19 protein-coding genes are annotated in these 23,619 nt (G+C 56.4%); 9 read left to right on the top strand and 10 right to left on the bottom strand.

Going from position 1 to position 23,619, the window contains the following annotated elements; translation table 11 throughout:
• Positions 1 to 33: 33 nt before the first annotated feature.
• The 4 genes from P1U45_RS03980 to P1U45_RS03965 all read right to left on the bottom strand — a co-directional run bounded on the left by P1U45_RS03980 (position 34) and on the right by P1U45_RS03965 (position 4,339).
• Positions 34 to 1,452 carry a glycosyltransferase gene (locus P1U45_RS03980; protein ID WP_301057599.1) on the bottom strand — a complete coding sequence of 473 codons (1,419 nt, stop codon included), beginning with the start codon at positions 1,450 to 1,452 and terminating at the stop codon, positions 34 to 36.
• On the bottom strand, positions 1,452 to 2,504 hold the full coding sequence (locus P1U45_RS03975; protein ID WP_301057598.1) for a HEAT repeat domain-containing protein: 1,053 nt from the start codon (positions 2,502 to 2,504) through the stop codon (positions 1,452 to 1,454). Before P1U45_RS03975 ends, P1U45_RS03980 begins: the two co-directional genes overlap by 1 nt.
• On the bottom strand, positions 2,504 to 3,613 hold the full coding sequence (locus tag P1U45_RS03970; protein WP_301057597.1) for a YaiO family outer membrane beta-barrel protein: 1,110 nt from the start codon (positions 3,611 to 3,613) through the stop codon (positions 2,504 to 2,506). The genes P1U45_RS03975 and P1U45_RS03970 overlap by 1 nt, the downstream gene beginning before the upstream one ends.
• 156 nt (positions 3,614 to 3,769) lie before the next feature.
• Positions 3,770 to 4,339: a TetR/AcrR family transcriptional regulator gene (locus P1U45_RS03965; RefSeq protein WP_301057596.1), complete on the bottom strand. Its 570-nt coding sequence runs from the start codon at positions 4,337 to 4,339 to the stop codon at positions 3,770 to 3,772.
• A 137-nt stretch (positions 4,340 to 4,476) separates the two neighbouring features.
• On the opposite strand from P1U45_RS03965, the gene P1U45_RS03960 reads away from it, so the two are divergent.
• The 8 genes from P1U45_RS03960 (at position 4,477) to P1U45_RS03925 (ending at position 15,098) form a co-directional block, all read left to right on the top strand.
• Complete coding sequence (locus P1U45_RS03960) at positions 4,477 to 5,667, top strand: efflux RND transporter periplasmic adaptor subunit (protein ID WP_301057595.1); 1,191 nt, start codon at positions 4,477 to 4,479, stop codon at positions 5,665 to 5,667.
• A gap of 63 nt (positions 5,668 to 5,730) precedes the next feature.
• Entirely contained in the window at positions 5,731 to 8,937 is a 3,207-nt protein-coding gene (locus P1U45_RS03955; RefSeq protein ID WP_301057594.1) for a multidrug efflux RND transporter permease subunit, read from the top strand.
• Positions 8,934 to 10,337, top strand: a complete 1,404-nt coding sequence (locus P1U45_RS03950; protein ID WP_301057593.1) for a TolC family protein — start codon at positions 8,934 to 8,936, stop codon at positions 10,335 to 10,337. Before P1U45_RS03955 ends, P1U45_RS03950 begins: the two co-directional genes overlap by 4 nt.
• A 330-nt stretch (positions 10,338 to 10,667) precedes the next feature.
• Positions 10,668 to 11,345, top strand: coding sequence for an isochorismatase family protein (locus tag P1U45_RS03945; RefSeq protein WP_366144979.1), 678 nt, complete (start codon positions 10,668 to 10,670; stop codon positions 11,343 to 11,345).
• Entirely contained in the window at positions 11,345 to 12,298 is a 954-nt protein-coding gene (locus tag P1U45_RS03940) for a polysaccharide deacetylase family protein (protein ID WP_301057591.1), read from the top strand. The genes P1U45_RS03945 and P1U45_RS03940 overlap by 1 nt, the downstream gene beginning before the upstream one ends.
• Positions 12,295 to 13,197, top strand: coding sequence for a polysaccharide deacetylase family protein (locus tag P1U45_RS03935; RefSeq protein WP_301057590.1), 903 nt, complete (start codon positions 12,295 to 12,297; stop codon positions 13,195 to 13,197). Before P1U45_RS03940 ends, P1U45_RS03935 begins: the two co-directional genes overlap by 4 nt.
• Positions 13,198 to 13,247: 50 nt before the next feature.
• Positions 13,248 to 14,021, top strand: coding sequence for a GntR family transcriptional regulator (locus P1U45_RS03930; protein ID WP_293609244.1), 774 nt, complete (start codon positions 13,248 to 13,250; stop codon positions 14,019 to 14,021).
• Between the two features lie 204 nt (positions 14,022 to 14,225).
• Positions 14,226 to 15,098 carry a helix-turn-helix domain-containing protein gene (locus P1U45_RS03925; RefSeq protein WP_301057589.1) on the top strand — a complete coding sequence of 291 codons (873 nt, stop codon included), beginning with the start codon at positions 14,226 to 14,228 and terminating at the stop codon, positions 15,096 to 15,098.
• A gap of 6 nt (positions 15,099 to 15,104) precedes the next feature.
• Here the strand turns inward: P1U45_RS03925 and P1U45_RS03920 are convergent, their stop codons facing one another.
• The 6 genes from P1U45_RS03920 to leuC all read right to left on the bottom strand — a co-directional run bounded on the left by P1U45_RS03920 (position 15,105) and on the right by leuC (position 22,210).
• Positions 15,105 to 16,517 carry a sodium/proline symporter gene (locus tag P1U45_RS03920; RefSeq protein ID WP_301057588.1) on the bottom strand — a complete coding sequence of 471 codons (1,413 nt, stop codon included), beginning with the start codon at positions 16,515 to 16,517 and terminating at the stop codon, positions 15,105 to 15,107.
• A 22-nt stretch (positions 16,518 to 16,539) separates the two neighbouring features.
• Entirely contained in the window at positions 16,540 to 17,484 is a 945-nt protein-coding gene (locus P1U45_RS03915) for a hydroxymethylglutaryl-CoA lyase (RefSeq protein ID WP_301057587.1), read from the bottom strand.
• A 104-nt stretch (positions 17,485 to 17,588) separates the two neighbouring features.
• Complete coding sequence (locus P1U45_RS03910) at positions 17,589 to 18,788, bottom strand: serine hydrolase (protein WP_301057586.1); 1,200 nt, start codon at positions 18,786 to 18,788, stop codon at positions 17,589 to 17,591.
• Positions 18,789 to 18,811: 23 nt separating this feature from the next.
• Entirely contained in the window at positions 18,812 to 20,188 is a 1,377-nt protein-coding gene (locus P1U45_RS03905; protein WP_301057585.1) for an FAD-dependent oxidoreductase, read from the bottom strand.
• A 1-nt stretch (position 20,189) separates the two neighbouring features.
• Positions 20,190 to 20,795 (bottom strand): 3-isopropylmalate dehydratase small subunit, encoded by a 606-nt coding sequence (gene leuD / locus P1U45_RS03900; RefSeq protein WP_301057584.1) that lies wholly within the window; start codon positions 20,793 to 20,795, stop codon positions 20,190 to 20,192.
• A complete protein-coding gene (gene leuC, locus P1U45_RS03895) occupies positions 20,792 to 22,210 on the bottom strand; it encodes a 3-isopropylmalate dehydratase large subunit (protein ID WP_301057583.1) in 1,419 nt (472 codons plus the stop codon). The genes leuD and leuC overlap by 4 nt, the downstream gene beginning before the upstream one ends.
• A 227-nt stretch (positions 22,211 to 22,437) precedes the next feature.
• Between leuC and P1U45_RS03890 the strand changes: the two genes are divergently transcribed.
• On the top strand, positions 22,438 to 23,613 hold the full coding sequence (locus P1U45_RS03890; protein WP_301057582.1) for a CaiB/BaiF CoA-transferase family protein: 1,176 nt from the start codon (positions 22,438 to 22,440) through the stop codon (positions 23,611 to 23,613).
• Positions 23,614 to 23,619 lie beyond the last annotated feature (6 nt).

Genomic DNA, 23,619 nt, shown 5'->3' with positions numbered 1-23,619 from the left:
TTCAGTTTCCGCCGGGTTTGTGTGGTTAACCCGTTAGCTTTTGAAGCCCTTACGGGTCATGACGCCCCAGCCTTTTTTGCGCCGCAGGAACTCAACCGTGCCAACTATACGCCAGATATTACTCAGTTGTCGGTACCCAAAGTTTTCGAGGATCGCCATGCACATGAGGAGCACCAGATCGCGCGCATGGGGAAAGCGTTTCAGCTCGACCTCCTCCAGCGCCAGAGACCCGACACTGACGGCGATACCAAAGGTGAAGCTGACGGCGAGAAAGGCCAGCAGATAGTCAATGGAAAGCAGGCCGGTGAAAGTCAGAAGCGGGATCAGAATGTACCCGAGCAGTTCTGCCAAAGGGCCCAATATGTCGACGAAAAAAATGTTCCCGAACCCTAGCACACCAACGCGTCCATAGCGTGGGTTCATAAACATGTCCGTATGACGGAAAAAGGTTTCCAGCGAGCCACGATGCCAGCGAGAGCGTTGGCGGCCTAACACTTTCAGTGTCTCTGGCGCCTCCGTCCAGCAAACCGGCTGTGGCACATAGGCGATGCGATAGGGTTTATCCGCACGCTGGAAGTGGCGGTGGAGTTTGATCACAAGCTCCATATCTTCGCCTACCGTGTCTTTGGAGTATCCGCCAACGGCAAGCACGCTACTCCGTTTGAACAGGCCGAACGTGCCCGAGATGATGGTGATTGCACCCAGCTTGCTCCAGGCGAGGCGCGCCATCAGGAATGCGCGTAAATATTCGACGACCTGAAACAAGGCGAGCGGGTTTCGGGGCATGCCGACCTCAATAAGCCGCCCGTTTTCAATGCGGCAGCCATTGGCGAGGCGCACTGTCCCGCCGACTGCGATCACGCGAGACGGGTCATCTACGAAGGGCGCAACAGCACGCAGTAGCGCATCAGGTTCAAGGATTGAGTCTGCGTCCATGGAGCAGAAAATCGGGGCGCGGGAAATGTTGATACCGGCATTCAGCGCATCTGACTTGCCGCCATTTTCCTTGTCGATCACGATAAGGCGTGACTGGCGGGCCGATTTATAAATGCCGCGAACAGGCGCGTGATCAACAGTCTGCGGGAACGCCCGGGAAACCGGTTTGAGATCAAATTCCTCTTTGAGCCGTTCAAGCGTTTTGTCGGTTGAACCGTCATTGATCACGATGATTTCGAAAGAAGGATATTCGAGCGAGAGCATGGAGCGCACGCTCTCAATAATGGTGAGTTCTTCGTTATATGCCGGCGAGAGCAGGGCGATTGGAGGAGCCAGATCGGCATAGCGCTTCCAAAGGAGAGCCGTTCTGCGCACAGGCGGGTTGGTGGACAGTTCATGACCGGACAGGATGAGCTGTGCGAAATACATTGCGTTTTGCAGCAGCCCGACGCTGATAATGAAGAGCGTCACATAATGAGCGGAGGCTATCAGAATATCTGAGGCTTGCCCTGTCATCAGGCGGCTGCCTCGTCCAGAGCGAGCTGGGCTGTTGCTGCGGCGTGGTGATTGTCTGTCTTCGCTGCGATTTGCTTTAATGCAGCGATGCCGTCTTCTCCGAACACGGCGATTGACTTAGCCGCCCTGAATCGGACCTCCCAGTCGGTATCCGATGTCATCCTGATCAGGTCCGGCAGATGGGATTGCTCAACTAACAAGCCGACAGTACGGGCAGCTTCAGCGCGTACCTCACTGGCGTCATCGGTCAATGCCTCGGAAAGCGCGGATATGTCCGGCAGGAAACCGATCTCGCCAATGGCATCGAGCGCGGCTGCGCGAATAACCGGCGAGGCGTCGCGGGCATCTCGCATCAGCAGTTCGATCGCTTCAACAACGCCGCAATTGCCCAGTGTTCGCAAGAGTGCGGCGCGTACTTCTGGCGGATCGTAAGCGATTTTGGCACGACGAATGACGGGCTCGGGATTTTGCATCGCAATGGAAGTGAACAGCGCCGTCATGTCTGCCAGATCTTCGCTGCGGGTGAGATCGAGATGCGCGAAAAAGTCTGCCAGCTCTGGCCGTGCGCCGGCCAAAACCAATGACTGCGCGATAATGATCCGCTGACTGGCAGGTGCGCGCCTGGCATATGCTTTCCAGAGCGCGGCGCGCACAGCGTCACTCGGAAAATAGGCGAGTGCTTCAGCGGCGACGACTCTTGACTGCGGGGCACCGCTGGACAGCAGTCTGATCAGCCGGGGCTCCGCGCCTAGAGCTTTAAGGCGACTGAGAATACCGTCGAATGCAGGACCGCGCATCATGGTTGAGATTTCTGAAATCGTCAGCGCCAGAACAATAGGGGACTGAGTGAAGGCGCGAAGCTCCTGCCCACCATCTTCATCGGTATCTTTGGTCAACAAATACTCTGTCAGTACCGCCTGACGGGATCGTCGCTTCAATGTTTGTCTGTTGGTGATCAGCCTGTTCAGAATAAGCGTCAGCATGCAGGCGATCGAAAACGCGGCCAGCACAAGTGATGAGTACCAGATGATAGCGAGTTCGATATGGATCATCAGAAGCGGCGGGTCACGCTGAGGACTATGCCGCCGGTATCATAGGAGCGTCGTTCTTCTCTTACGGCAGTCAGGCCGAGTTGAATCTGGTCGAGCGCAATGCGAGCACCCAGCTGCATGCTTCGGACATCCAGAGTGAACCCGTCCGAGGTTTCTGGTGCATCTGAATAACCGGCCAGCAGCCTTACCCGATTGTGCACCTGCCATTCGGCGTCGAAGGCAAGACCGGTTCGTGTGTTGCCGGTCTCGTCTGACAAGACAGACCATGTCGATCCGATACGGACATGATCCTGAAGCAAACGGAGCTGGCCTCCTAAGGCAGCACTTTCAACATTACCCGTCGCATAACGTGAGGCATTGGCGATCAGGCGGCCCCAGATTTGTATGTCGTCATTTGTCGTGTTCGTCAGAGGAAAAACGCCGCCCAAAATAAGCTGCGCTTCCGGTCTGAAAGTGGCATCAGGCGCGCCGCCGATCAGGCCGAACAATTCGCCTCCATTGGTGAGCCCGCGCGACAGGGTGGCGCTTACATAGGTGTTCGAAGTGTTGAATCGTTCCGCATACTGGATTTCGCCCGTGATAGCGGTGGTGTCTGACAAGCGATATCCGAGCGCAAAATTTGTCTCGGTCCAGGGCGGCAGGCCCCGTGAAAGATCGCGATATGCGAGTGTGAAATCGGTTCGCCACCTTTGTGGCGTGTCGCGTGGCGGCGCGGACAGGATTTGTGCGCGAAGAGCGGTAGCTTCCTCTGTGCCGCCGGCTGAATTCAGATATTCAAGAGCGCGGTCTGGCTCGCCTTCATACCAGGCAAGCCGCGCAAGGCCGAGCTTTGCATCATTGTAATCGGGGGCGAGTGAGAGGGCAGTTTCAAAAGCAATCCGCGCTTGCTCGCGGGCCTCCATGCCAAGATAGATAAAGCCGAGTTGAACCCAGACGTCAGCGTTTTCAGGGTCCGCTTCGAGCAAGTCATTGAAAATCTGTAGCGCCGTTGCTGTGTCGCCTGCGTACCGGGCTTCTACGCCTTGCTCGAAATCGGCCTGCGCCCATGCAGGCGCGGCAGCGATCAGGCTGGCGGAGATTAGTAGAACCGGTGCGTACAGAATGCTCATATGTGGCGGGCCTGATACTCTCACTGTCGGGCTGAAATTTATTCGCCTAAGAGTGGAGTAGAGCAGGAAACATCCGGTTAAACCGGTCTGTGAAAATGCAGCTTAACTTTTGGATTCGGTCGCCTTACTGGCCCCTCGCTGCGTCGATCTTATCTCTCAGAGAGGTTTGATCGCGAGGGCGAGAATGTCTGCAATTCTTTGCTTAAGCCGGGCACGAACTTCAGGATCGTCGCTGAAATCGCCGCTCGTCTGCTGGCTGATTGAGATGCCAAGTAGCATGGCACCCAGCAACTGAGCTCTGACCATGGCGTGATCACCGCCAATCACGCTCGCAAACGGACAGTGAAACCGTTCATTGATCGAGTCACGCACAGCCCGCCCGGCAATTGGTGAGGCACAGGAGTTGAGGATGATGAGGATATCGTCGAGCGATTTCTTCTCTTCCGGATCCAGCATCAGATCGGCGACGCGGTCGGTCAGGCCATCCAGCTCTGAGCCAATGACATCATCTCCCCGTTCGCCGGAACGCAAAACTTCTGCGAACAACTCTTCCTTTGATCCGAAATAACGTGAGACCAGCGCAGCATCGACGCCCGCCTTAGAGGCGATCTCGCGTACCCCTACATTCTCATAACCGCCCCGGGCGAAGAGTGCGTGCGCTGCTTCAAGAATTGCAGCTTTTGTCGCGCCAGCATCGCGGCGCCGGACGTTTGGTTCCTTGGTCATGTGTCCTCCCTAGCGGACAAAATTATCTTTGTCATCACCTGTTGACTTATATGTTGCGCAGCAGCATATGCGGGTCAACAGCTGATGACTTAGGGTAAAATTTCTCTCATTTCGCCCCGTTTGTGAAGGATTTAAAAATGCGCGTACGCAATTTTGGCACCGCTTCCGCTCTGGCGACGGCACTCGTGATTGCCGCTTGCGGAGCACCTCAAGCGCAAGAGCAGGGTGGTATGCCGCCTCCCCACGTCGAAGTAGCGAACCCGATTTCGGCGCAGGTCGCCGATCAGAATGATTATACGGGGCGCTTTGAATCGATCGAGCGTGTCGATGTTCGGGCGCGTGTCAGTGGATATGTGGAATCTGTCAGCTTCGAGGATGGATCGCTTGTCGAGGCCGGCGATCTCCTCTTCACGCTCGATGCCCGTCCGTTTCGGGCCGTTCTTGCTCAGGCCGAAGCTGAGCTGTCACTGGCCCGGGCGGAATTTGAACAAGCCGAATCTGATCTGAGCCGATCTCAGGAGCTGCGCGAGTCTGGTGCGGTTTCGCTGGAAGAACTCGAGCAGAGCCGGACGCGTGTCGCAAGCGCGAACGCGAGTGTAGAGGCGGCACAGGCCCGGGTAGAAGCCGCGCGGCTCGATCTCAGCTTTACGCGTGTCTCTGCCCCGATTTCAGGTCGCGTGTCCGCGCGAAATGTCGATCCCGGTAATCTCGTTGCAGGTGGAAACTCGGCTGGGGACATTCTGACAACAATCGTTCGCGATGATCATCTGTATTTCACGTTTAATGTCTCAGAGGCAGATTATCTGAGCTATATGCGTGCCGAGCAGGCCGACGGCGCGGTCGCGGCGTATGTCCGGCTTCAGGACGAGATCAGTTTTTCGCGCCCGGGTGACGTGGTGTTTGCAGACAACCGGATGGGGCAGACGACCGGATCAATCCGCGTGCGTGCGCTTATAGAGAATACGGATGGATTTATCCGTCCCGGCATGACCGGCGAGGTGCGGACTAACGGCTCGGCACCGTATCAGGCGCTCATGGTTCCGCAGACAGCGGTGCAGACTGATGGCACCCGGCGGACCTTATTGCTCGTCAATGATCAGAACATGGTTCAGGCCTCGCCCGTGGAGCTAGGTCCTGTGAGCGGCAATATGCAGGTCATCCGGACAGGACTTGACGCGGACGACCGCGTGATCGTCAACGGCTTGCTTCGTGCCCAACCGGGAACTCCGGTAACTCCGGCAGCCGTGGATCTTGATTATCAGGCCGAGCCCGAAAATCCGGCTGCCGTTCAAAGCAGGCCAGCTATGGCGGCACGTCGGATCAACTGACGTCCGCTGAGAAACCTTACCCGCCAATCTTTTTGATGCCGCTCCTCCCAGAGAGACGAATACATGCGCTTGTCCCATTTCTTCATCCGCCGACCTATTTTTGCGGCCGTGATCTCCATTATCATCACGCTCCTCGGTGCCTTTGCCTTCCCGCGTCTGCCACTTGCGCAATATCCTGAAATTGCGCCTCCAACGGTTGTTGTGATGGCGTCTTATCCCGGCGCATCTGCTAACGATGTCGCCAGCCAGGTCGCTGCACCACTGGAGCAGGAGGTGAATGGCGTCGAGAATATGATCTATATGACCTCGTCGTCGACCGCAGACGGTGTGGTCATGCTGACGGTTACATTTGCTCCGGGGACAGATCTGGATACAGCACAGGTTCAGGTTCAGAACCGTGTCGCGCGTGCCGAGCCACGTTTACCTGAACAGGTTCGCCAGACCGGCGTGTCTGTAAGCCAGCAATCATCCGGCTTTCTTCTTCTTGTTGCGCTGACATCACCGGGGGGAACGCTCGATCAGGACTATGTGGCGAACTATGCGTCCACAAACCTGAAGGACCGACTGCTGCGTATTAACGGTGTTGGTGGCATCGAAGTGTTCGGTGGGGGCAATTATTCCATGCGTATCTGGATTGATCCGGAGCGCGCTGCTGCACTCGATCTAACGGCAGATGACATTGTAGGTGCCCTGCGCGCGCAGAACATTCAGGCTGCGGGCGGTACGCTTGGGCAGCCGCCTTTTGCACAGGCGGGCTCACCTGCTTTTCAGATCCCGGTGCAGGTTCAGGGCCGTCTGATTGAACCAGACGAGTTCGGAGATGTCGTCATCCGCCGCGGCGAGGATGGTTCGGTCATTCATCTGCGCGATGTTGCGCGTGCAGATATGGGTGCAGAAAATTACCTGATGCGCGCCTATTTCGACGGGCAACCCGGTATCGGGCTCGCGATTTCCCAGCTCCCTGGTTCGAATGCGCTTGATGCGGCCCATGACGTGCTGACAGAAATGGAACTGGCCAGAGCCGAATTTCCGGATGGTCTGGATTATATGATCCCCTACAACCCGACAGAATTTGTTGAAGCGTCGGTCTCGGCTGTTGAACATGCGCTGGTTGAAGCTGTGTTTCTGGTGATGATCGTCATCATGATCTTTCTGCAGACCTGGCGTGCGGCCATCGTGCCGATCATCGCTATTCCTGTGTCGATCATTGGTGTCTTCGCCGTCCAGCTGGCGCTTGGATACTCCATCAACTCTTTGTCTTTGTTCGCGCTCGTTCTGGCTGTCGGCATCGTGGTCGATGACGCGATTGTCGTCGTGGAGAATGTGGAACGATCCATTCGCGAGGGCCTTAGCCCGATGCAGGCGTCGATCAGGTCCATGGAAGAGGTCGGTGGCGCGCTGATTGCCATGAACCTTGTTCTCGTGTCCGTGTTCGTACCGACGCTCTTTATTGGTGGCATTCCGGGCATTTTCTATGCGCAGTTCGCAGTCGCGATCGCCTCTGCTGCGGTGATTTCGCTTCTGGTCTCTCTGACATTGTCGCCAGCGCTCTGCGCGCTGCTGCTGAAGCCGCACGTAGAAGATGAGTACAAGAAACGCAGTGTTTTGATGGCGCCGTTCCGCTTTGCGGCCAATATCTTCAACACAGGATTCGACTGGCTGTCGAACACATACGGACGTGTGGTTTCCAAGCTTGTCCGCATGCTCGTCATTGTCATGGTGGTCTATGTGGGGCTGCTCGCGGCGACCGGATGGCGCCTGCAGGAAACGCCTACCGGATTTATTCCGGAGCAGGATCAGGGCTTCCTGATTGGCGTGGTTCAATTGCCGCCGGGTGCTTCGCTTGACCGTACTGACGCCGTCATGACGTCAATCAGTGAAGAGCTGATGCAGGCCGAAGGCGTGATTGGTGTTGCGTCTATGGTTGGTATGGATGGCTCCAGCTTCTCGTCCGCATCAAACGCCGGAACCATGTTTATCCGTCTCGACCCTTTCGAAGAGCGTGCCGGTAATCCAAATCTCACAGCGGTCGCCATTTCGCAGGCGCTGACTGGCAAGCTGATGACCAGCCTGCCTGAGGGTAATGCGTTCATCATTGCGCCGCCGGCTGTACAGGGCATGGGGTCCGGTGGTGGCTTTAAAATGATGATCCAAGACCGCTCGGGTGCAGGTACTGAAGCGCTCCAGCAGGCGACATTTGCCATGATGGGTGCGGCAGCTCAGGACCCGCGTGTCACCAGTGTCTACACGACCTTTAATACCAACTCGCCAACCGTCAGAGTAGAGGTTGATCGCGACCGTGCTCAGCTTCTGGGTGTTGAGCCTGCAGATGTCTACTCGACGCTGGGCACCTACCTCGGCTCCACTTATGTGAATGACTTCAATTTCGCAGGCCGGACCTTCCGCGTAACCGCTCAGGCCGATGCACAATATCGCGAGACGGCCGCTGACATTGGTCGTTTTCAGGTGAGGTCATCAACGGGTGAAATGGTGCCGATTTCTGCGCTGGCACAGATTATCAATGCCTCAGGCCCGGTGCGCATGGTTCGACACAACAACTTCCCCGCTATCGAGCTTCAGGGCCAGACCCCTATGGGTGTGTCCACGGGTGACTCGTTGATCGCGATGGAAGAGATCGCTGCTCAGGTGCTGCCGGAAGGGATCAGCTTTGAGTGGACGGAAATGGCTTATCAGGAGAAAGCCGTAGGCAATTCCAGCTCCCTGATTTTTGTAATGGCTGTTGTTTTCGTCTTCCTGGTGCTCGCGGCCCAGTACGAAGCCTTCACGCTTCCATTCGCGGTGATCTTCATTGTTCCAATGTGTATTCTCGCGGCGACGATCGGGATCAATATTGCGGGTATGGCGAATGATATCCTCGCTCAGGTCGGCTTGATTGTTCTGGTCGCGCTTGCGGCGAAGAACGCCATTCTGCTGGTCGAGTTTGCCAAGCAAACTGAAGAGAAAACCGGCGTGTCTCCGCGTGAGGCAGCCGTTGAGGGTGCTCGAATGCGTTTGCGACCAATCCTGATGACGTCGTTTGCGTTCATCTTCGGTGTTGTGCCTCTGGCATTTGCTACAGGCGCGGGCGCTGAAATGCGTCAATCACTCGGCATCACTGTTTTCTCGGGCATGATTGGTGTGACCGTATTCGGCCTCATTTTTACCCCTGCGTTTTATGTGATTGGGCGGCTTATCTCCCGGATTTTGCCCGAACCTCACAAAACGCAGGATGATCAATCTTCTATGCCGGTCGAAGGAGGCGAGGCATGACCAATCTTAAGTTCAAAACGCTCACCGCTCTGGTCGCATTGACGCTTGGCGCGTGCGCCACAGCCCCAACGGTTCCGGTCAGCTCGCTTCCCTCGGAGGCTGAAGGACAGCTTGTTTCCGCTGCAGCTGCCGGCGTTTCAGATCAGACGGCTCCGAAAGACTGGTGGCGTCTTTATAATAGTCCTGAACTGGACGCGCTTGTTGAATCGGCGCTCGCGAATAATCGAAGCCTTGCTGTGGCGGCAGCAAATTTAGAGCAGATACGCGCAGGGCTCACTGAAGCTCGCGCAGCCCTGCTGCCATCGACGACGGCGTCAGCGGGTGGACAGTATGTTCGAGACCCTGCCCTCGCGCCTCGTGATATCGAAACCGATATGTATTCGCTCGGTTTCGAAATGGCCTATGAAGTGGATCTCTTCGGTCGGGTGGCTTCATCCATCGACGCCGCCGCTCAGGATGCAGCGGCCGCCGAAATGGCATTTCAGGCGGCTTCATTATTGGTGGCTGGCGAGACGACCCGAGCATGGATCGACTATTGCTCCGGCAATCTTCTGCTCGATACCGCTGAGTCCAATCTCGAGCTTCAGAGAAACACGCTGGACCTGACCCAGACATTGTTCGATGCGGGGCGCGGTATCCGGCTTGATGTCGTGCAGGCAGAAGCCGCGCTTCGTCGCGCAGAAGCTGATATTCCAATTGTGCGCGCAGCACGCGATTCAGCTGTTTTTCGTCTCGCCCGCCTGACCGGCCGGACGCCACAAGCGCTGAGCGCGTCAATGCCAGCTTGCGCAAATCTGCCACAGCTCACGTCTTTGTTGCCTGCGGGTGAAGGCGCAGCGCTGATCGCGCGTCGTCCGGACGTTCGCCAGGCCGAAATTCAGATTTCCGGTGCGGCAGCACGGGTCGGAATCGCGACGGCAAATCTTTATCCCTCCGTCCGTCTTGGCGGGTCGATCAGCACAGCCTCTGCTGGTGGCATGAGTGATCTGGTTGACAGTGATGGATTGAGCTTCGGGATCGGGCCGCTGATCAGTTGGAATTTTCCAAACCGCGCCGCATCGCGTGCGCAGCTCAGGGCGGCAGAAGCAGGTGTCGATGCGGCATTGGCTAATTTCGATGAAACCTTCCTTGCTGCACTGGAAGAAGCTGAAACGGCACTGACAAACTATGCCGCCGAGACGGAACGCTATGGGGCTCTGGAAGCTTCGCTGGCCGCTGCAGAGCAGGCTGCCGAGCTTGCGACCACGCGGTATCGGATCGGGGCGGATAACTTCCTTGCAGTACTCGATGCCGAGCGGACGCTGATTGAAACACGTACAACGCTTGCACAGTCAGGTGCTGCAAAGGCGAGTGCGGAGATCAACGTCTTCATGGCGATGGGCGGTGGCTGGACTGACTAGCCGCCGCGTCATGGGCTAGCCTTTGACACTGCAGGATATGGGTGAGGCGAAGGCTTCACCCGCTTGACAGACGGCAGTCGTCAGCTGCCGTGGTAAAAAAAAGCTCTGATTTAGAGCATGGTTCGACGCCAGTCGTTCACGATCCTATTCGTTCCTCGAACACTCTGTAATTGCAATGAGACGCTGCGCGCGCAGCTTTTAAGGTCGAAACTGAAGACATGACGCTTCAGTTCTGGCGAGGCTTTGCCGCCCGTTTTGGCTGGACGTCGAGGGACGCTCTGCAAAGGACGGGTAAGCATGACATCGAATACGGCCCCAACGGGCTCGACAATGGTTCTTTCAGATAAAACCGCGCGCGAGATCTTTGAGAATGTGATGGTCAGTCCGACCCGTAAAGCGTTTGGCTTTGGCGAGCGGATGGCGATTGTGAATGTCGATCCGCAAAAAGCCTATACCCGCCCGGACCTCTATCCGAATACGGCCTATGTGACCGACCCGAAGCAGATGGAATACACGGACCAGATTTCGTCCATGGCTCGCGAAAAGGGGCTACCCGTCGTCTGGACCCATGTTGCCTATATGGACAATGCCGCCGATGCGGGCATTTGGGGCACACGCACCGACACGCCTGATAGCTTGCAGAACATCAAATACGGTTCAGAGCGTACAGAGTTTGATGATCGTCTCAACATCGATCCATCGGTCGACGCGGTCTACACAAAACGCATGCCGTCGGCTTTCTTTGAAACACCGCTGCAGAGCTTTCTCGTCTGGCACAAGATCGACACGGTCGTGATTACCGGCGGCTCGACGTCGGGCTGTATTCGCGCGACGGCGGTCGACAGCCTCTCTCGCGGATATCGCACGATTGTGCCGATGGAATGCGTTGCGGATAAGCATGAAAGCTATCACTTTGCGAACCTCACCGACCTGCATCTGAAATATGCAGACGTGGTGAAGGTCGCCGATGTGATCGCATGGCTCGACGCATATGAGGGGGCGAAATAATGCCCTTCGCAGACCCTAACCTCTACGACTACTGGCCCTATGAAGACCGTCCGAAAATTGTCTGGCCGGGTGGGAAGAAGCTGGCCTTCTGGATCGCGCCAAATATCGAATATTATGAGTTTCAGCCGCCGGCGAATGCGCAGCGCCAGCCATGGCCGCGCGGCAATCCGGATATTATCGGCTTTTCCCAGCGCGATTACGGCAATCGGGTCGGGCATTTGCGGCTTATGGAGCTGCTCGACAAATACAATCTGCGTGGTTCGGTCTCTTTGAACATTGCGCTTCTGGATCACCATCCGGAGATCATTGAGGACTGTGTGAAACGGAATTGGGAGTTCTTCTCTCACGGCATTTACAATACGCGATATTCCTACGGCATGACCGAAGCCGAAGAGCGCGCGGTTCTTGAAGACTGTATTTCCAGCGTTGAGAAGCAAACCGGCCAGCGCATTCGCGGTTATCTCGCTCCCGCGCTGACGCATACCGAAGACACGATTGATCTCATTGCGGAATATGACTTCTGGTATTCCTGCGACCTGTTTCAGGATGACCAGCCGCAGCCATTGAAGACGAAAACAGGCAAGCTCGTCTCTCTCCCATACTCGCTCGAAGTCAATGACGTGATCACTTACGGATCGCTATCGCAGTCGGCGTCGCGTTATGCCGATGTGTTGAAGCGCCATTTCGACCAGCTTCTGGAAGAGGGCGAAAAGAGCGGCACGGTGATGTGTATTCCGCTCCACGCTTATCTGGTTTCACAGCCGCACCGTATCCGTCCGTTCGAAGAAGCTCTGAAGCATATCACGGCGCATAGCGACGATGTCTGGTTTGCGACGGGCGCCGAAATTGCGGGTTATTATCGGGATAATTACTGGGATCAGACCGTGGCCGATATCGAACGGCGAGGGCTGAGCACTGGCGGTACAGGATTTTCAGGGCAGGTGACAGCATGAGCAGCTCATATCCAGATTATCCGCTGCGCCGATATGGCAATGACCATGACCGGTATGACTGGTCCTATAGCGCGCTGCGTCCGAAAGAGGGCCCCGGCAAACTTGATGTGTTCATCGTCGTGCCGCTCGAATTTTTCCCGCTCACGCCATCCGGCAAGCCATTCAAGCATCCGGGCGCGATGGTGACGCCATATCCTGATCTCCGCCACTTCTCCACGCGCGACTACGGCAATCGCGTCGGCGTGTTCCGAATTCTGGATGCGTTGAAAGCTGCGGGCATGCGCGCGGTTTTTCCGGTGAATGGGATGCTGCTTGATCGATGCCAGCCGCTGATCGAACGCATTGCCGAGGCGGGTCACGAAATTGCGGCACATGGCGTCTCGACCGATCATATCCATTATGACGGGCTGAGCGAAGCCGATGAGGCAGGCTATATCGAGCAGACGCGTGAACTCTTTGCGAAAAAAGGCCTCCAACCAAAGACATGGATGAGCCCCGCCCGCAATGAGTCCTATCGGACGCCTGATTTGCTGACAAAGTTCGGCTTTGAAACCTGTCTTGATTGGGAAATGGATCAGGTGCCGGTCGCGATGAATACCGAAAATGGTCCGCTCACCTGTTTGCCAAACCATTTCGAGCTGAATGACTTCAATCTCCTCTTCACCAAGCGCCAGAGTGAAGATGAATGGAGCGATCAGCTGGTTGAAAGCGCGAATTATCTGGCAGATGAAGCCGAGGCATATGGCCCGCGCGTAATGGGTTTCACGCTCACGCCTTATATTGCCGGCCTGCCATTCCGCATTCATGCGCTCCGCAAAGCCCTTGCCGCGATAGAAAAATTGAACAAGGTTAGGGTGAGCACGCCATCCCTGATCCGGAGTGACTGGCTTCAGAAATGAAGCCGGACTTCGCGGCAGGTTCAGGCGCTTTTTCGACGGGGCGAACCAATTTGACTTCCCAGCTGCAGGCGCAGGATCTCGATTCTCATAATTCAGCGCCGCTTTACAAGCAGATCTATACGCTGCTGCGGTCGCGGATTGAGACGGGCGTGTTTGCGTTCAACTCCAAGCTTCCCGCCGAGGAAACGCTGGCCGTTGAACTGGGTGTGTCACGTATCACCGTGAAGCGTGCCATGAACGAGCTGGCGGCAAGCGGATTTGTGAAACGCTTTCGCGGTCGTGGTACAATCGTCTCCTATAGTAACCGGACACCGCCCGTGCTCGGTAACTTTTCGACATCGATGGAGCATTTGAGGCGTCTGGGGTTTGAAACCGAGATTGAACTCAAATTTCTGGACATTGTGCCGGTGAATATTGATGTCGCCACCGAACTCGGCATCCTGCCAGGCACGGAAGTTCAGTATGTTGAGCGCGTGCGCCACCTCGAAAATGCGCCGTTCTCGCACATTCGCAATTATACGCCGCTCGACGTTGCCTCGAAAATTGATGATGCCGAGATCGCCTACAGACCGTTTACCGAGCTTCTGGCTGGCGCAGGTCATGAGGTTGAGAGTGCGGAGCAAACCATTCAGGCGCGTTCGGTGAGCGGCGCCGTTGCGCAGGCGCTTATGCTGGCGGAAGGTGCGGCGGTGCTCACCATCCGACGCGTACTACGGGACGCGAACAAGAAAGCGGTTCAGTTCACCATCTCAAATTATCGCGCTGACCGGTATCAGTATCACATGGTCATCGAGAACGCGGATGTAAAATCCGGGTCTGATTGAGCGACCACTGCATTCACTGGTTTAAATCGCGTTCAGTCGCACCAGAATGGTTGATTGGCCTGCCTGATTCCTGACCGACTCCTGGGCTGTATTCGCCTGACAATTAAACAAAACCCCTTTGAGCCATAGGTATTTGGCACTGCGCTTGACGATAAGACGTTTCTGAGCCCCAATTGGTATATCAATATATCTTAGGAGCCGGTTATGAGTAATGTTGCTGTCGTCGAAAAGCCAGAGGCCACCAACACTGAGGAGTCTCAGAAAGGTATTCCTATCCGCTCGATCAGTCGCGCGCTGAACATTCTTCAGATCATCAATCGAGCTGGTTCGATCTGTCTGATGGATATCGCAAAGCAAGCGAACCTACCTTATCCAAGCGCGTGCCGGATCGTACAGACGCTGGTGCATGAAGGCATGATCGAACGCGAAACCTGCCGCAAATATTACCGCCCTGCGCCTAGCGTGCAGTCGCTGTCATACGGATATCAGGATGATGATGAGCTGGTGAGCATCGCGCGCCCGTTCATTGAAGATCTGACACGCGAGATTGGCTGGCCGGTTTCTATTGTCACGCGCATTGGCAACCAGATGGTCCTTCGTGACAGCACCCACGCCATGACGTCGCTCACTTTTGCCCGCTATTATCCTGGCTACAGCCTGCCAATCGCGTACTGCGCAGATGGTAAAGCATTCCTCGCGGCATTGCCTGAAGAAGAGCTGGAGCTGATCAAAACCAATCTTGGCCCGCGTATTCCGGTGCCTGGCGACCCGAACTGTGTGCTCGATCCGCTGGATGACCTCGAAGAGGTACGTCGTCAGGGCTATGCGGTTGTTGAACGCGTTCCACATACAGTGACACCGGGCAAAACATCCTGCGTGTCTGTTCCACTCCATAGAAATGGCCGCGTCGCAGGTGTCGCAACGATTGCTTTCTTCGCATCGACCATGAACCACAAGGAAGCTGTGAACCAGCTGCTGCCAGCCCTTCAGGATACGCAGCATAAGATCAATCAGGCGCTCTCTGGCAAAACGGCTTCGGCAGAGAAGCCGGGTTCGCACCTCAGCGCGGTTGCCTGATCCATCTCACTTACGGGTCGTGAGCCGTTCAAATGTCAGAATGGCGAACGACCCGACCCATGGGGCGATGGTTGTCCAGATACCGCCCGGTCCGCTCGCCAGCAGGAAGGTGAGTGCAAGGCTCAGGAAAAATCCGGTGAGCATGGACGCAAGCAAATAGCCATTACGTGGCGTCCAGCCAATCGTTCTTGCCACAACAATCGGGCCGAATGTGGCACCCAGCGCGACCCAGGCAAACAACACACGTTCGAAAATCGAGGACGGCAAAAGCAGCGTGACGCCTACGGCTGCGACGCACACCAGAATAATGGCCAGCCGCGAGATCAGCACTTTTCGTTTCGGTGCCAGCCGCGCAAGACCCAGATCATGGCTCAGGGCTGCGCCAGCTACGAGAAGCTGGCTATCTACCGTCGACATAATAGCTGACAGGGTCGCTGCGGCGACGATACCTGCAAAAATACCGGGAAGAAGCTCGGTTGCAGAGCCGAAGAAAACGCCTTCATTGACGCCGCTCTCGCCAAACATGATGCGCGCGGCAAGTCCCAGAACGCCCATGCCGGTGTAAACAACGGCGCCCCACGCGCAGGCAATGGCGCCGCCTTCAATACGGGCGCGCTTGTCTCGTGCAGCCATAATCCATGCCACAAGGTGAGGCTGGCCGAGGGCGCCAAAACCTGTCGCTGACAGACCGACGACAAATCCGAGCGCCGCCAGACCTGCGCGATCTCCAAAAGCGCTTGAGAATGATGGTGGCGCTTCCGCGAGCATTTCGGAGAACGCCGAAAAGCCGCCAACATGGAAGAAGGCGATAGTGGGCAGGATGATCGCGACGATGCCAATAAGCGCGCCTTGAACCGTATCGGCGATAGAGACAGCCACAAATCCGCCAAGGAATGTGTAGACGAGGATCAATGCCGCCCCGATGACGACGCCAAGCGCGAGGCTGCTATCGAACAGATCGTTAAAGGCCTGACCGGCCCCTTGCAGCTGGGCCGCGATATACCATGAAAAGCTGAAGGCAATGATCAGCGAGGCCGCGATCCGGATCAGTTTTCCAATCGTCGGCGAGTCTGTGTGCTGGGAGACAAAGTCTGTCAGCGTCAGATGGTCATGCTCGGCTGTATCTTCCTGAAGCACTCTGCCGGACCAGAACCAGACAACAGCATAACCCGCAAGAATGCCCGGCACCATCCACATGGCAGACGGGCCGATTGCATAGACAAACCCTGAAAAGCCAAGCAGCACCCAGGCTGATGACGTTGAGGCCGCATAGGCTAGTCCCGCAACCACCGAGCCGAGGCTTCGATCGGCGAGAATGAACGCGTCCTCGGACTGGGCATTTTTAGAGGCCCAGAAACCGATCCCGACGAGACCAGCAGAATAAATGATAAGCGTAATCAGGGCGTCGAGGTTTGCCATGTGAGTATGTCGTCAGTTGAAATCAGGAAATAGCGGCGACTGGTTCTTGCTTGAAGCCAAGTGGAAGTCCAGCATGCGGTGTGAAGCCGTAAAGTTCTTCATCGGGCAGTGAAGCGGCCAGAATTTCACGGCACGACATCAGCGCTTCCAGGTCTACACCTGTTGAAATGCCCATGGATTCGAACATGAAGACGATATCCTCGGTGACGATATTACCGCTCGCGCCCGGTGAGGTCGGGCATCCACCAAGACCCGCCTGTGATGCATCAAAAGTGGTGATGCCTTCTTCATAGGCAGCAAGTGCATTCGCAAGACCCAGCCCGCGCGTGTTGTGAAGGTGAACGCCGGTCAGATTCTCTGCGCCGACTTCAGCGCGGACCGAGCGGATAAGCTGGCGGATTGAGGCCGGGTCTGCATAGCCGGTCGTGTCGGATAGGCCGACTTCATCGCAGCCAGCCCCCATAAGGCGCGTGGCGAGTTTCAGAATAACGGCTTCGGGAATAGCGCCTTCAATTGTGCAGCCAAACGCTGTCGAGAGGGAGCCCTCCAGATGTGGGCGCGCGCCTTCTGGCTGTTCGGCGACAAGGGCTGCAATATTCTGCGCTTCTTCAATGACTTGATCATGGGTACGGCGAATATTTTTGATGGAGTGTGTTTCGCTGACTGAGAGAGGGATGGTCAGCTTGTCTGCGCCTGCCTCAATCGCCAGCTGCGCGCCTTTCATATTCGGAACGAGAACAGCGACTGTCAGACCAGGAAGGGTTTTCGCAAAGCGCACGATTTCGCCCGTATCTGCCATTTGCGGCAACAGTTTTGGGGAGACGAAACTACCGACTTCGATTTCCTCAATGCCGGCATCATAAAGCGCGCGTATCCAGCGTTCCTTTTCGGCCGTCGGCATGATCGCCTTGCAATTCTGAAGGCCATCTCTTGGCCCGACTTCGCTGATCAGAACTTTGCTGCTCACACCCTTACTCCGTAAAATTGGACTTTGATCTTCTCTAGGGCGACCGGATGCGAAAAACATTCGGTCTTCCGGAAGTGTCCGTAGAGCGACGATGGGGCGTGCGATCAGTCCTGCGCGTGGAGCGCTCTGATGACGGCGTTCGGAAGGCGTGAATCGTCCCAGCCGGTTTGAGAATCTCCGAGGCGAACAATCACAAGGTCTTCCGATTGGCTGATATAGACGCGCTGACCGCCAAACCCGTCAAAGAAGATGAGGTCGTCGGTGAGGTAGGGCTCGCTTGAGAGCGCAGCAAAGCCGATGCCTTCGAAATTATAATAGCGCTCGGCTTCGAAATCCGCACCGCGCCAGATCTGCCAGCCATAGTTCGGGTTGAGTGCGGAAGGTGAAGTCATGTTTTCAATGGCTTCTGCCGGAACGATCTGTTCGCCGTCATAAACGCCGTCCTGTTTGATCAGCAGGCCCAGACGCAGCCAGTCCAGCGGGCGCGCCAGAAAGGATGCATAGCCGCGTGGGAAGCCTTCTTCGTTGAAATCATAGGTGTAGGCCTCTGCTGCACCGATCGGCTGCCAGATTTCACGTGAGAGATAGTCCTGATACGGCTCGCCAAGTGCGCGGGTCATGACCAGCATCAGAAGCTGGCTGACTGTGTTCTGATAATGGAAATGGGGCGCGCTTGCCTCTTCCAGCGGCAGGTTGAGCAGGGTCTCAACCGTATCATCCTCACCTGAGGCAAAGCGCACGGCCGGTGACGCCGCGCCGCCCTCATATGAGAGTGGGGCGAGTCCGGCCGACATAGTCAGAAGCTGGCGCAGTGTAATCTCGCCGCGCGGATCGTCTTCCCATTCAGGCAGCCAGGTCGAAATCGGCGCATCGGCGCTTTCAATGAGGCCGTCTGCAATCGCTTTGGCCGTAACAAGACCGACCACAGATTTGTGCATGCTGGCCGGTTCTGACCGAACCTCTTCGGTGTGCGGCGGGAAATAGGTTTCAAGCTGGAGCGTGCCATCATGCCAGATGAGTAAAGCGTAGCTTGTTGTTTCTTCAGCATAGTCGATGGCGTCAGCGAAGATAACGTCGGCATCTGCAAGGCGGGCATCAGGATTTTGAGGTAGCGGCTCCGGCGCGCCTTCGACCAGTGATCGTGGAAAGTACGTCTCTACAATCGTGGCATTGGTCGGCATGGCCGCAGGGTCTGACGCTGCGGCTTCCGGTGGTTGCTCGGCTTCGATCGCTGGCGGCGTCAGGTCTTGTGCGCAGCCAGAGAGGCAAATAAGGGCCACGCCCGAAATCAGGTGGAATTTCATGTTTGCCTCTTTCAGGATTGGTTTCAGTTCTCGTTCAGAACCTGTTCAGCCGCCGCGCGGCCAGCAAGCTTGCCGAAACTGGTGGCCGTCAGCAGTCCATTGCCGGCCAGATATCCATCAGCGCCATCGCCGGAAATGCCGCGTGCGGCGCCGCCTGCCGCATAAAGGTTTGGAAGTGGAGAGCCGTCCTCAGCAAGGACGCGGGCGTCACCATCGACAGATAGTCCGCCTTGCGTGTGGAAGAGTGCGCCAACCACTTTTGCGCAATAATAAGGCCCGGCGAGCGGGATTTTGCCAGTGAAGTCGCGACCGAACTCGTCAGTTGTTTCGCCGGCATTCAGCGCCATGACGTTCGAGAGCGTCGCTTCGAGGGCGTCAGCAGGCAGGTTGGCTTTGGCTGCCAGCTCCTGAATTGTCGGGGCTGACTGTACCGCACCTGCTTTCAGCGCATCCTGATAATCGTCAAAATCGAGCATCAGCGTGTGCAGGCGTTCGTCATAGATAGACCATGCGACCTGTCCAGGCTGGCCGTTAATCTTGGCAGCTTGTTCTGAATAGCCGGATGCCTCGTTGGAGAAGCGCTTGCCCTCACGATTTACCTGAAAGCCGCCTTCCATGATGAGTGGCCAGAGGATTGGAATGCCGTGTCCCGCAGCGAGGCCGCCATGTCCCTGATAGGCGCTCATATCGGAGAGTTTAGCGCCCAGTTCCTGACCCCAGCGGATCGCATCGCCCTTATTGCCCGGGTGGCCATGATAAAAGCCCTCCGCCATTTCAGGGATCCATTCGCGAACCATGTCGGCATTTCCGCCAAAGCCGGAGCAAGCGAGGATAACTGCGTCACAGCTGACGCTTTCTGTCACTCCGTCAGGCCTTGTGTACTCGACGAGTGTCACTTTGCCTTTTTCTGACGCAAGACGTGTGACCGTCGCATCGGTGAGGACTGGAATATCAGCCGCTTCACAAGCTGTCTGAAGCGAAGCCATCAGCTCGCCGCCGGTTCTGAGCGGTGTGCCATACATGCGCATGGCGGTATGGCCCGGATAGAGGAAGCCGCCAATCAGGCTCAGCGGGATGCTATGTTTGTCGCGAAGCCAGGTGATGGTCTCGGCAGATTCCTGCCCGAGTTTGAGTGCGATATCGGGATCGGTCTTGCCTTTGGTTTTCGCCATGACGTCAGCGGCAAACCGTTCCGGGCTGTCCTCAATGCCTTTTTCAGCCTGTTCCGGCGTACCCGCGGCAGGGATGAGACCTGTCGACATAGCCGTTGAGCCCATTGGAACGGTATCCCGTTCAAGCACCAGTACGTCTGCGCCGAGGTCGGAGGCTGCAAGCGCAGCGGTCAGGCCCGCGCCACCTGCGCCAATAACGATGACAGGAAAATGTAGAATATCGCTCATCTTATCCAGCTTTCAGATTGTATATCCACGGGCGGCGCGCCCGATCAGCTTCACGAAAGGCTGCGATGTCCGCAGCACGCTTGAGGGTGAGATCAATCGGGTCCAGCCCTTCAAGCAGCATTTCGCGTGCTTCGGTTTCAAGTTCAAAGCTCCAGCTATCACCCGCTTCGGAGGTGATGATCATGGCTTCGAGATCGACGGTGATCGGCCCTTCAGCTTTCGCAATTGGCTCAGGCGAGAGCTTTACGGGCAGGATTCCGTTGCGGATACAGTTGCCACGAAAGATCGGGTTGAAGCTCCGTGCGATAACGACGCGAAAGCCATATTCTGCGAGTGCCCATGCGGCGTGTTCGCGCGAGGAGCCGCAGCCCATATTATCGCCTGCGAGCAGAATTTCCGCATCTGCATACTTTGCGTCATTGAGCACAAAGTCAGGATTGATCTCGCGGCTTCCGACAGCCGTATAGCGCCAGCCTGCAAATAGTCCGTCTGACAGGCCGGTTTTAGAAACCGACTTCATTTCGCGCGATGGAATGATGATGTCGGTATCGATATTATCGACGATCAGCGGTACCGCCAGAGACCGGACGGTTTTAAGCGGTTTCATAAGCTTTCCTTTCCGGCGAGCATGCGCGCATCTGCAATATGACCCATGATGGCTGACATGGCGACGGTTTCCGGAGAGGCGAGATGCGAGCGCGTTTTAGGGCCTTGTCGGCTCTCGAAATTCCGGTTCGTGGAGGTGATGACCCGCTCTTCTGCGCCGAAGCTTTCGCCGCCAGCAAAGAAGCACATGGAGCACCCTGATTCCCGCCACTCAAAGCCTGCATCCAGAAAAATTTTGTCGAGGCCTTCTGCTTCTGCGAGGGCTTTCACAGACGTGGAGCCGGGCACGCAAATGGCTTTGACATGCGGAGCCACTTTCTGGCCGATCAGTATGTCTGCCGCGCGTCGCAGGTCTGACAGGCGACTATTCGTGCAGGAGCCGATAAATGCGGCATCTATGCTGAATGATCGCAGCGGTTCACCCGGTTCCAGGTCCATATAGGCAATGGCGCGATCATAGCTGTCACGTGAGTCGCGGCTCGAAACTTCAGAGTAAAGCGGCACGTCGTCGGTAACCGGCATGGATTGCTGCGGGCTCGTGCCCCAGCTAACCATGGGTGGAACGTCACTGCCGCTCAGCATGACGTCCTTGTCAAAGCGCGCGTTTGCATCGGTGAAAATGGTCTTCCACTGCTCGAGTGCGGCCGTCCAATCTTCACCTTTAGGCGCGTAATCGCGGCCCTTAAGATATTTGTACACCTTCTCATCGGGCGCAATGAACGCTGAAAAAGCGCCAAGTTCTGTCGCCATATTGCAGAGTGTCAGGCGGGCTTCAACATCCAGAGCCGTCACAGCGCTGCCTGCATACTCGATCATGTGGCCGACGGCGCCAGACGAGCCGATCTCTGAAACGATATAAAGCGCCAGATCTTTAGCGGTCACGCCGGCTGCAAGCTCGCCATCTATCGAAATGCGCATGGTTTTGGGCTTGTTGACGCGCAGCGTGGAGGTCGCAAGCGCGTGCTCTGCCTCGGATGACCCAATGCCCCAGGCAAGGCCGCCGAGTGCGCCCTGAGAACAGGTATGACTATCCGGGCAGACCAGAGTGGCACCGGGTAGAATGATGCCCAGCTCTGGCGAGATAACGTGTACAATTCCCTGCCGCCTGTCATTCAGATCAAACAGGGAAATGCCAGCCTCTTTGGAGGCTTCGCGCGTCGCAAGGATGAAGTCCCGCCCTGTTGGCATGAGTGTGTTATCCGAGCGGCCGGGCAGCGTATCGACGATGTGGTCCATGGTCGCAAAAACCTGCGCCGGATCGTTCACTTGCCGCCCTGACGCATGAAGGCTTTTCAGTGCTACACCGCCTGTGCGTTCATGAAGCAGAATGCGATCGATCAAAATAAGATCTGTTCCGTCGCCAATCTCGCTAACACGGTGCGCGTCCCAGATCTTCTCGAATGCAGTTTTACCCATAAACACAACTTTCCCGATGTGCGGTTTATCCGGCTTGAGCTCAAAATGAGCACGTTGGCTGGTCTGTGCGCATCGGATTTCACCAAGCTGTTCGAGGAACGAATAACTTCAGGCTCACCCCGGTTTTGGATGCTCGTCAGTCGACCAGCTGTGATTCACGGCAGGAAAAACCCGTCAAAACCGACGAGTTTTACTCTGACGAATAACGAGAAAATCGGAGTGCCACCGTGTTGAAGAACGGACCCCTGACGGGACTTAAAGTTGTTGAGTTTGCCCATATGGTTATGGGGCCAACAGTCGGACTGATGCTGGCCGATATGGGGGCCGAGGTCATCAAGGTGGAACCGATTGGTGGTGACAAAACCCGCAAACTCAAGGGTTCGGGCGCTGGTTATTTCGCCATGTATAACCGCAATAAAAAGAGCATTTGTCTCAATCTGAAATCAGAGCGCGGGGCAGAGATTGCGCGCAGCCTGATCGCAGATGCCGACGTGTTTGTTGAGAATTTCCGTCCCGGATCGCTCGATAAGATGGGCTTTGGATATGAGGCGCTGAGTGAGCTGAACCCGAAGCTGATTTATTGCTCTGAAAAAGGCTTTCTGGCCGGTCCGTATGAAAACCGGACGGCGCTAGATGAGGTCGCGCAGATGATGGGCGGGCTGGCCTATATGACGGGCCCTCCTGGCCGACCTTTACGCGCAGGTGCGTCTGTTATTGATGTGACGGGTGGCATGTTCGGCGCGATCGCGGTTCTTGCGGCACTGCGTGAGCGTGACGTGACCGGCAAAGGCCAGCGTGTGCAGGCCTCACTCTTCGAGACAACCGCCTTTCTGGTCGGTCAACATATGGCTCAGTATGGAGTCACCGGCAGTCCTGCGGCGCCTATGCCTGCGCGTATCTCTGCCTGGGCTGTTTACGACGTGTTCGATGTCCGCGATGGCGAGAAAGTGTTTGTTGGCGTGGTATCTGACGGCCAGTGGGCCAAGTTCTGTGAAGCCTTCGGTCTTGCCGAATGGGCAGGCGATGAGTCTCTGGCGCAGAACAATGAGCGCGTTGCGCGCCGTGATGAAATCATGCCTGTCCTGCGCGCGCTCTTTGAAACCTATTCCAAGGATGACCTGATGGTGATTCTTGAAGAGGTAGGCTTGCCGTTTGCTCCGATCTCTAAGCCCGAAGACCTGTTTGATGATCCGCATCTGAATGCGAAAGGCGGCTTGCTTGATCTGGAACTGCCTGACGGAACGCCGGTGAAACTGCCTGCGCTTCCGGTCGAGATGGATGGCGCGCGTCCGGGCCTGCGTCTCAACCCGCCGAAAGTCGGCGAGCACACTACTGAATTACTGGATGGGCTGGGACTGTCTTCAAAAGACATTCAGTGTCTGGCCGCTTCCGGGGTGATCTGATTACCT

The organism is Ponticaulis sp. (assembly GCF_029210165.1).
Classification (GTDB): Bacteria; Pseudomonadota; Alphaproteobacteria; order Caulobacterales; family Hyphomonadaceae; genus Ponticaulis.
Note: the sequence above shows the minus strand (reverse complement) of the source record. Positions and strands in the feature narration are given on the sequence as shown.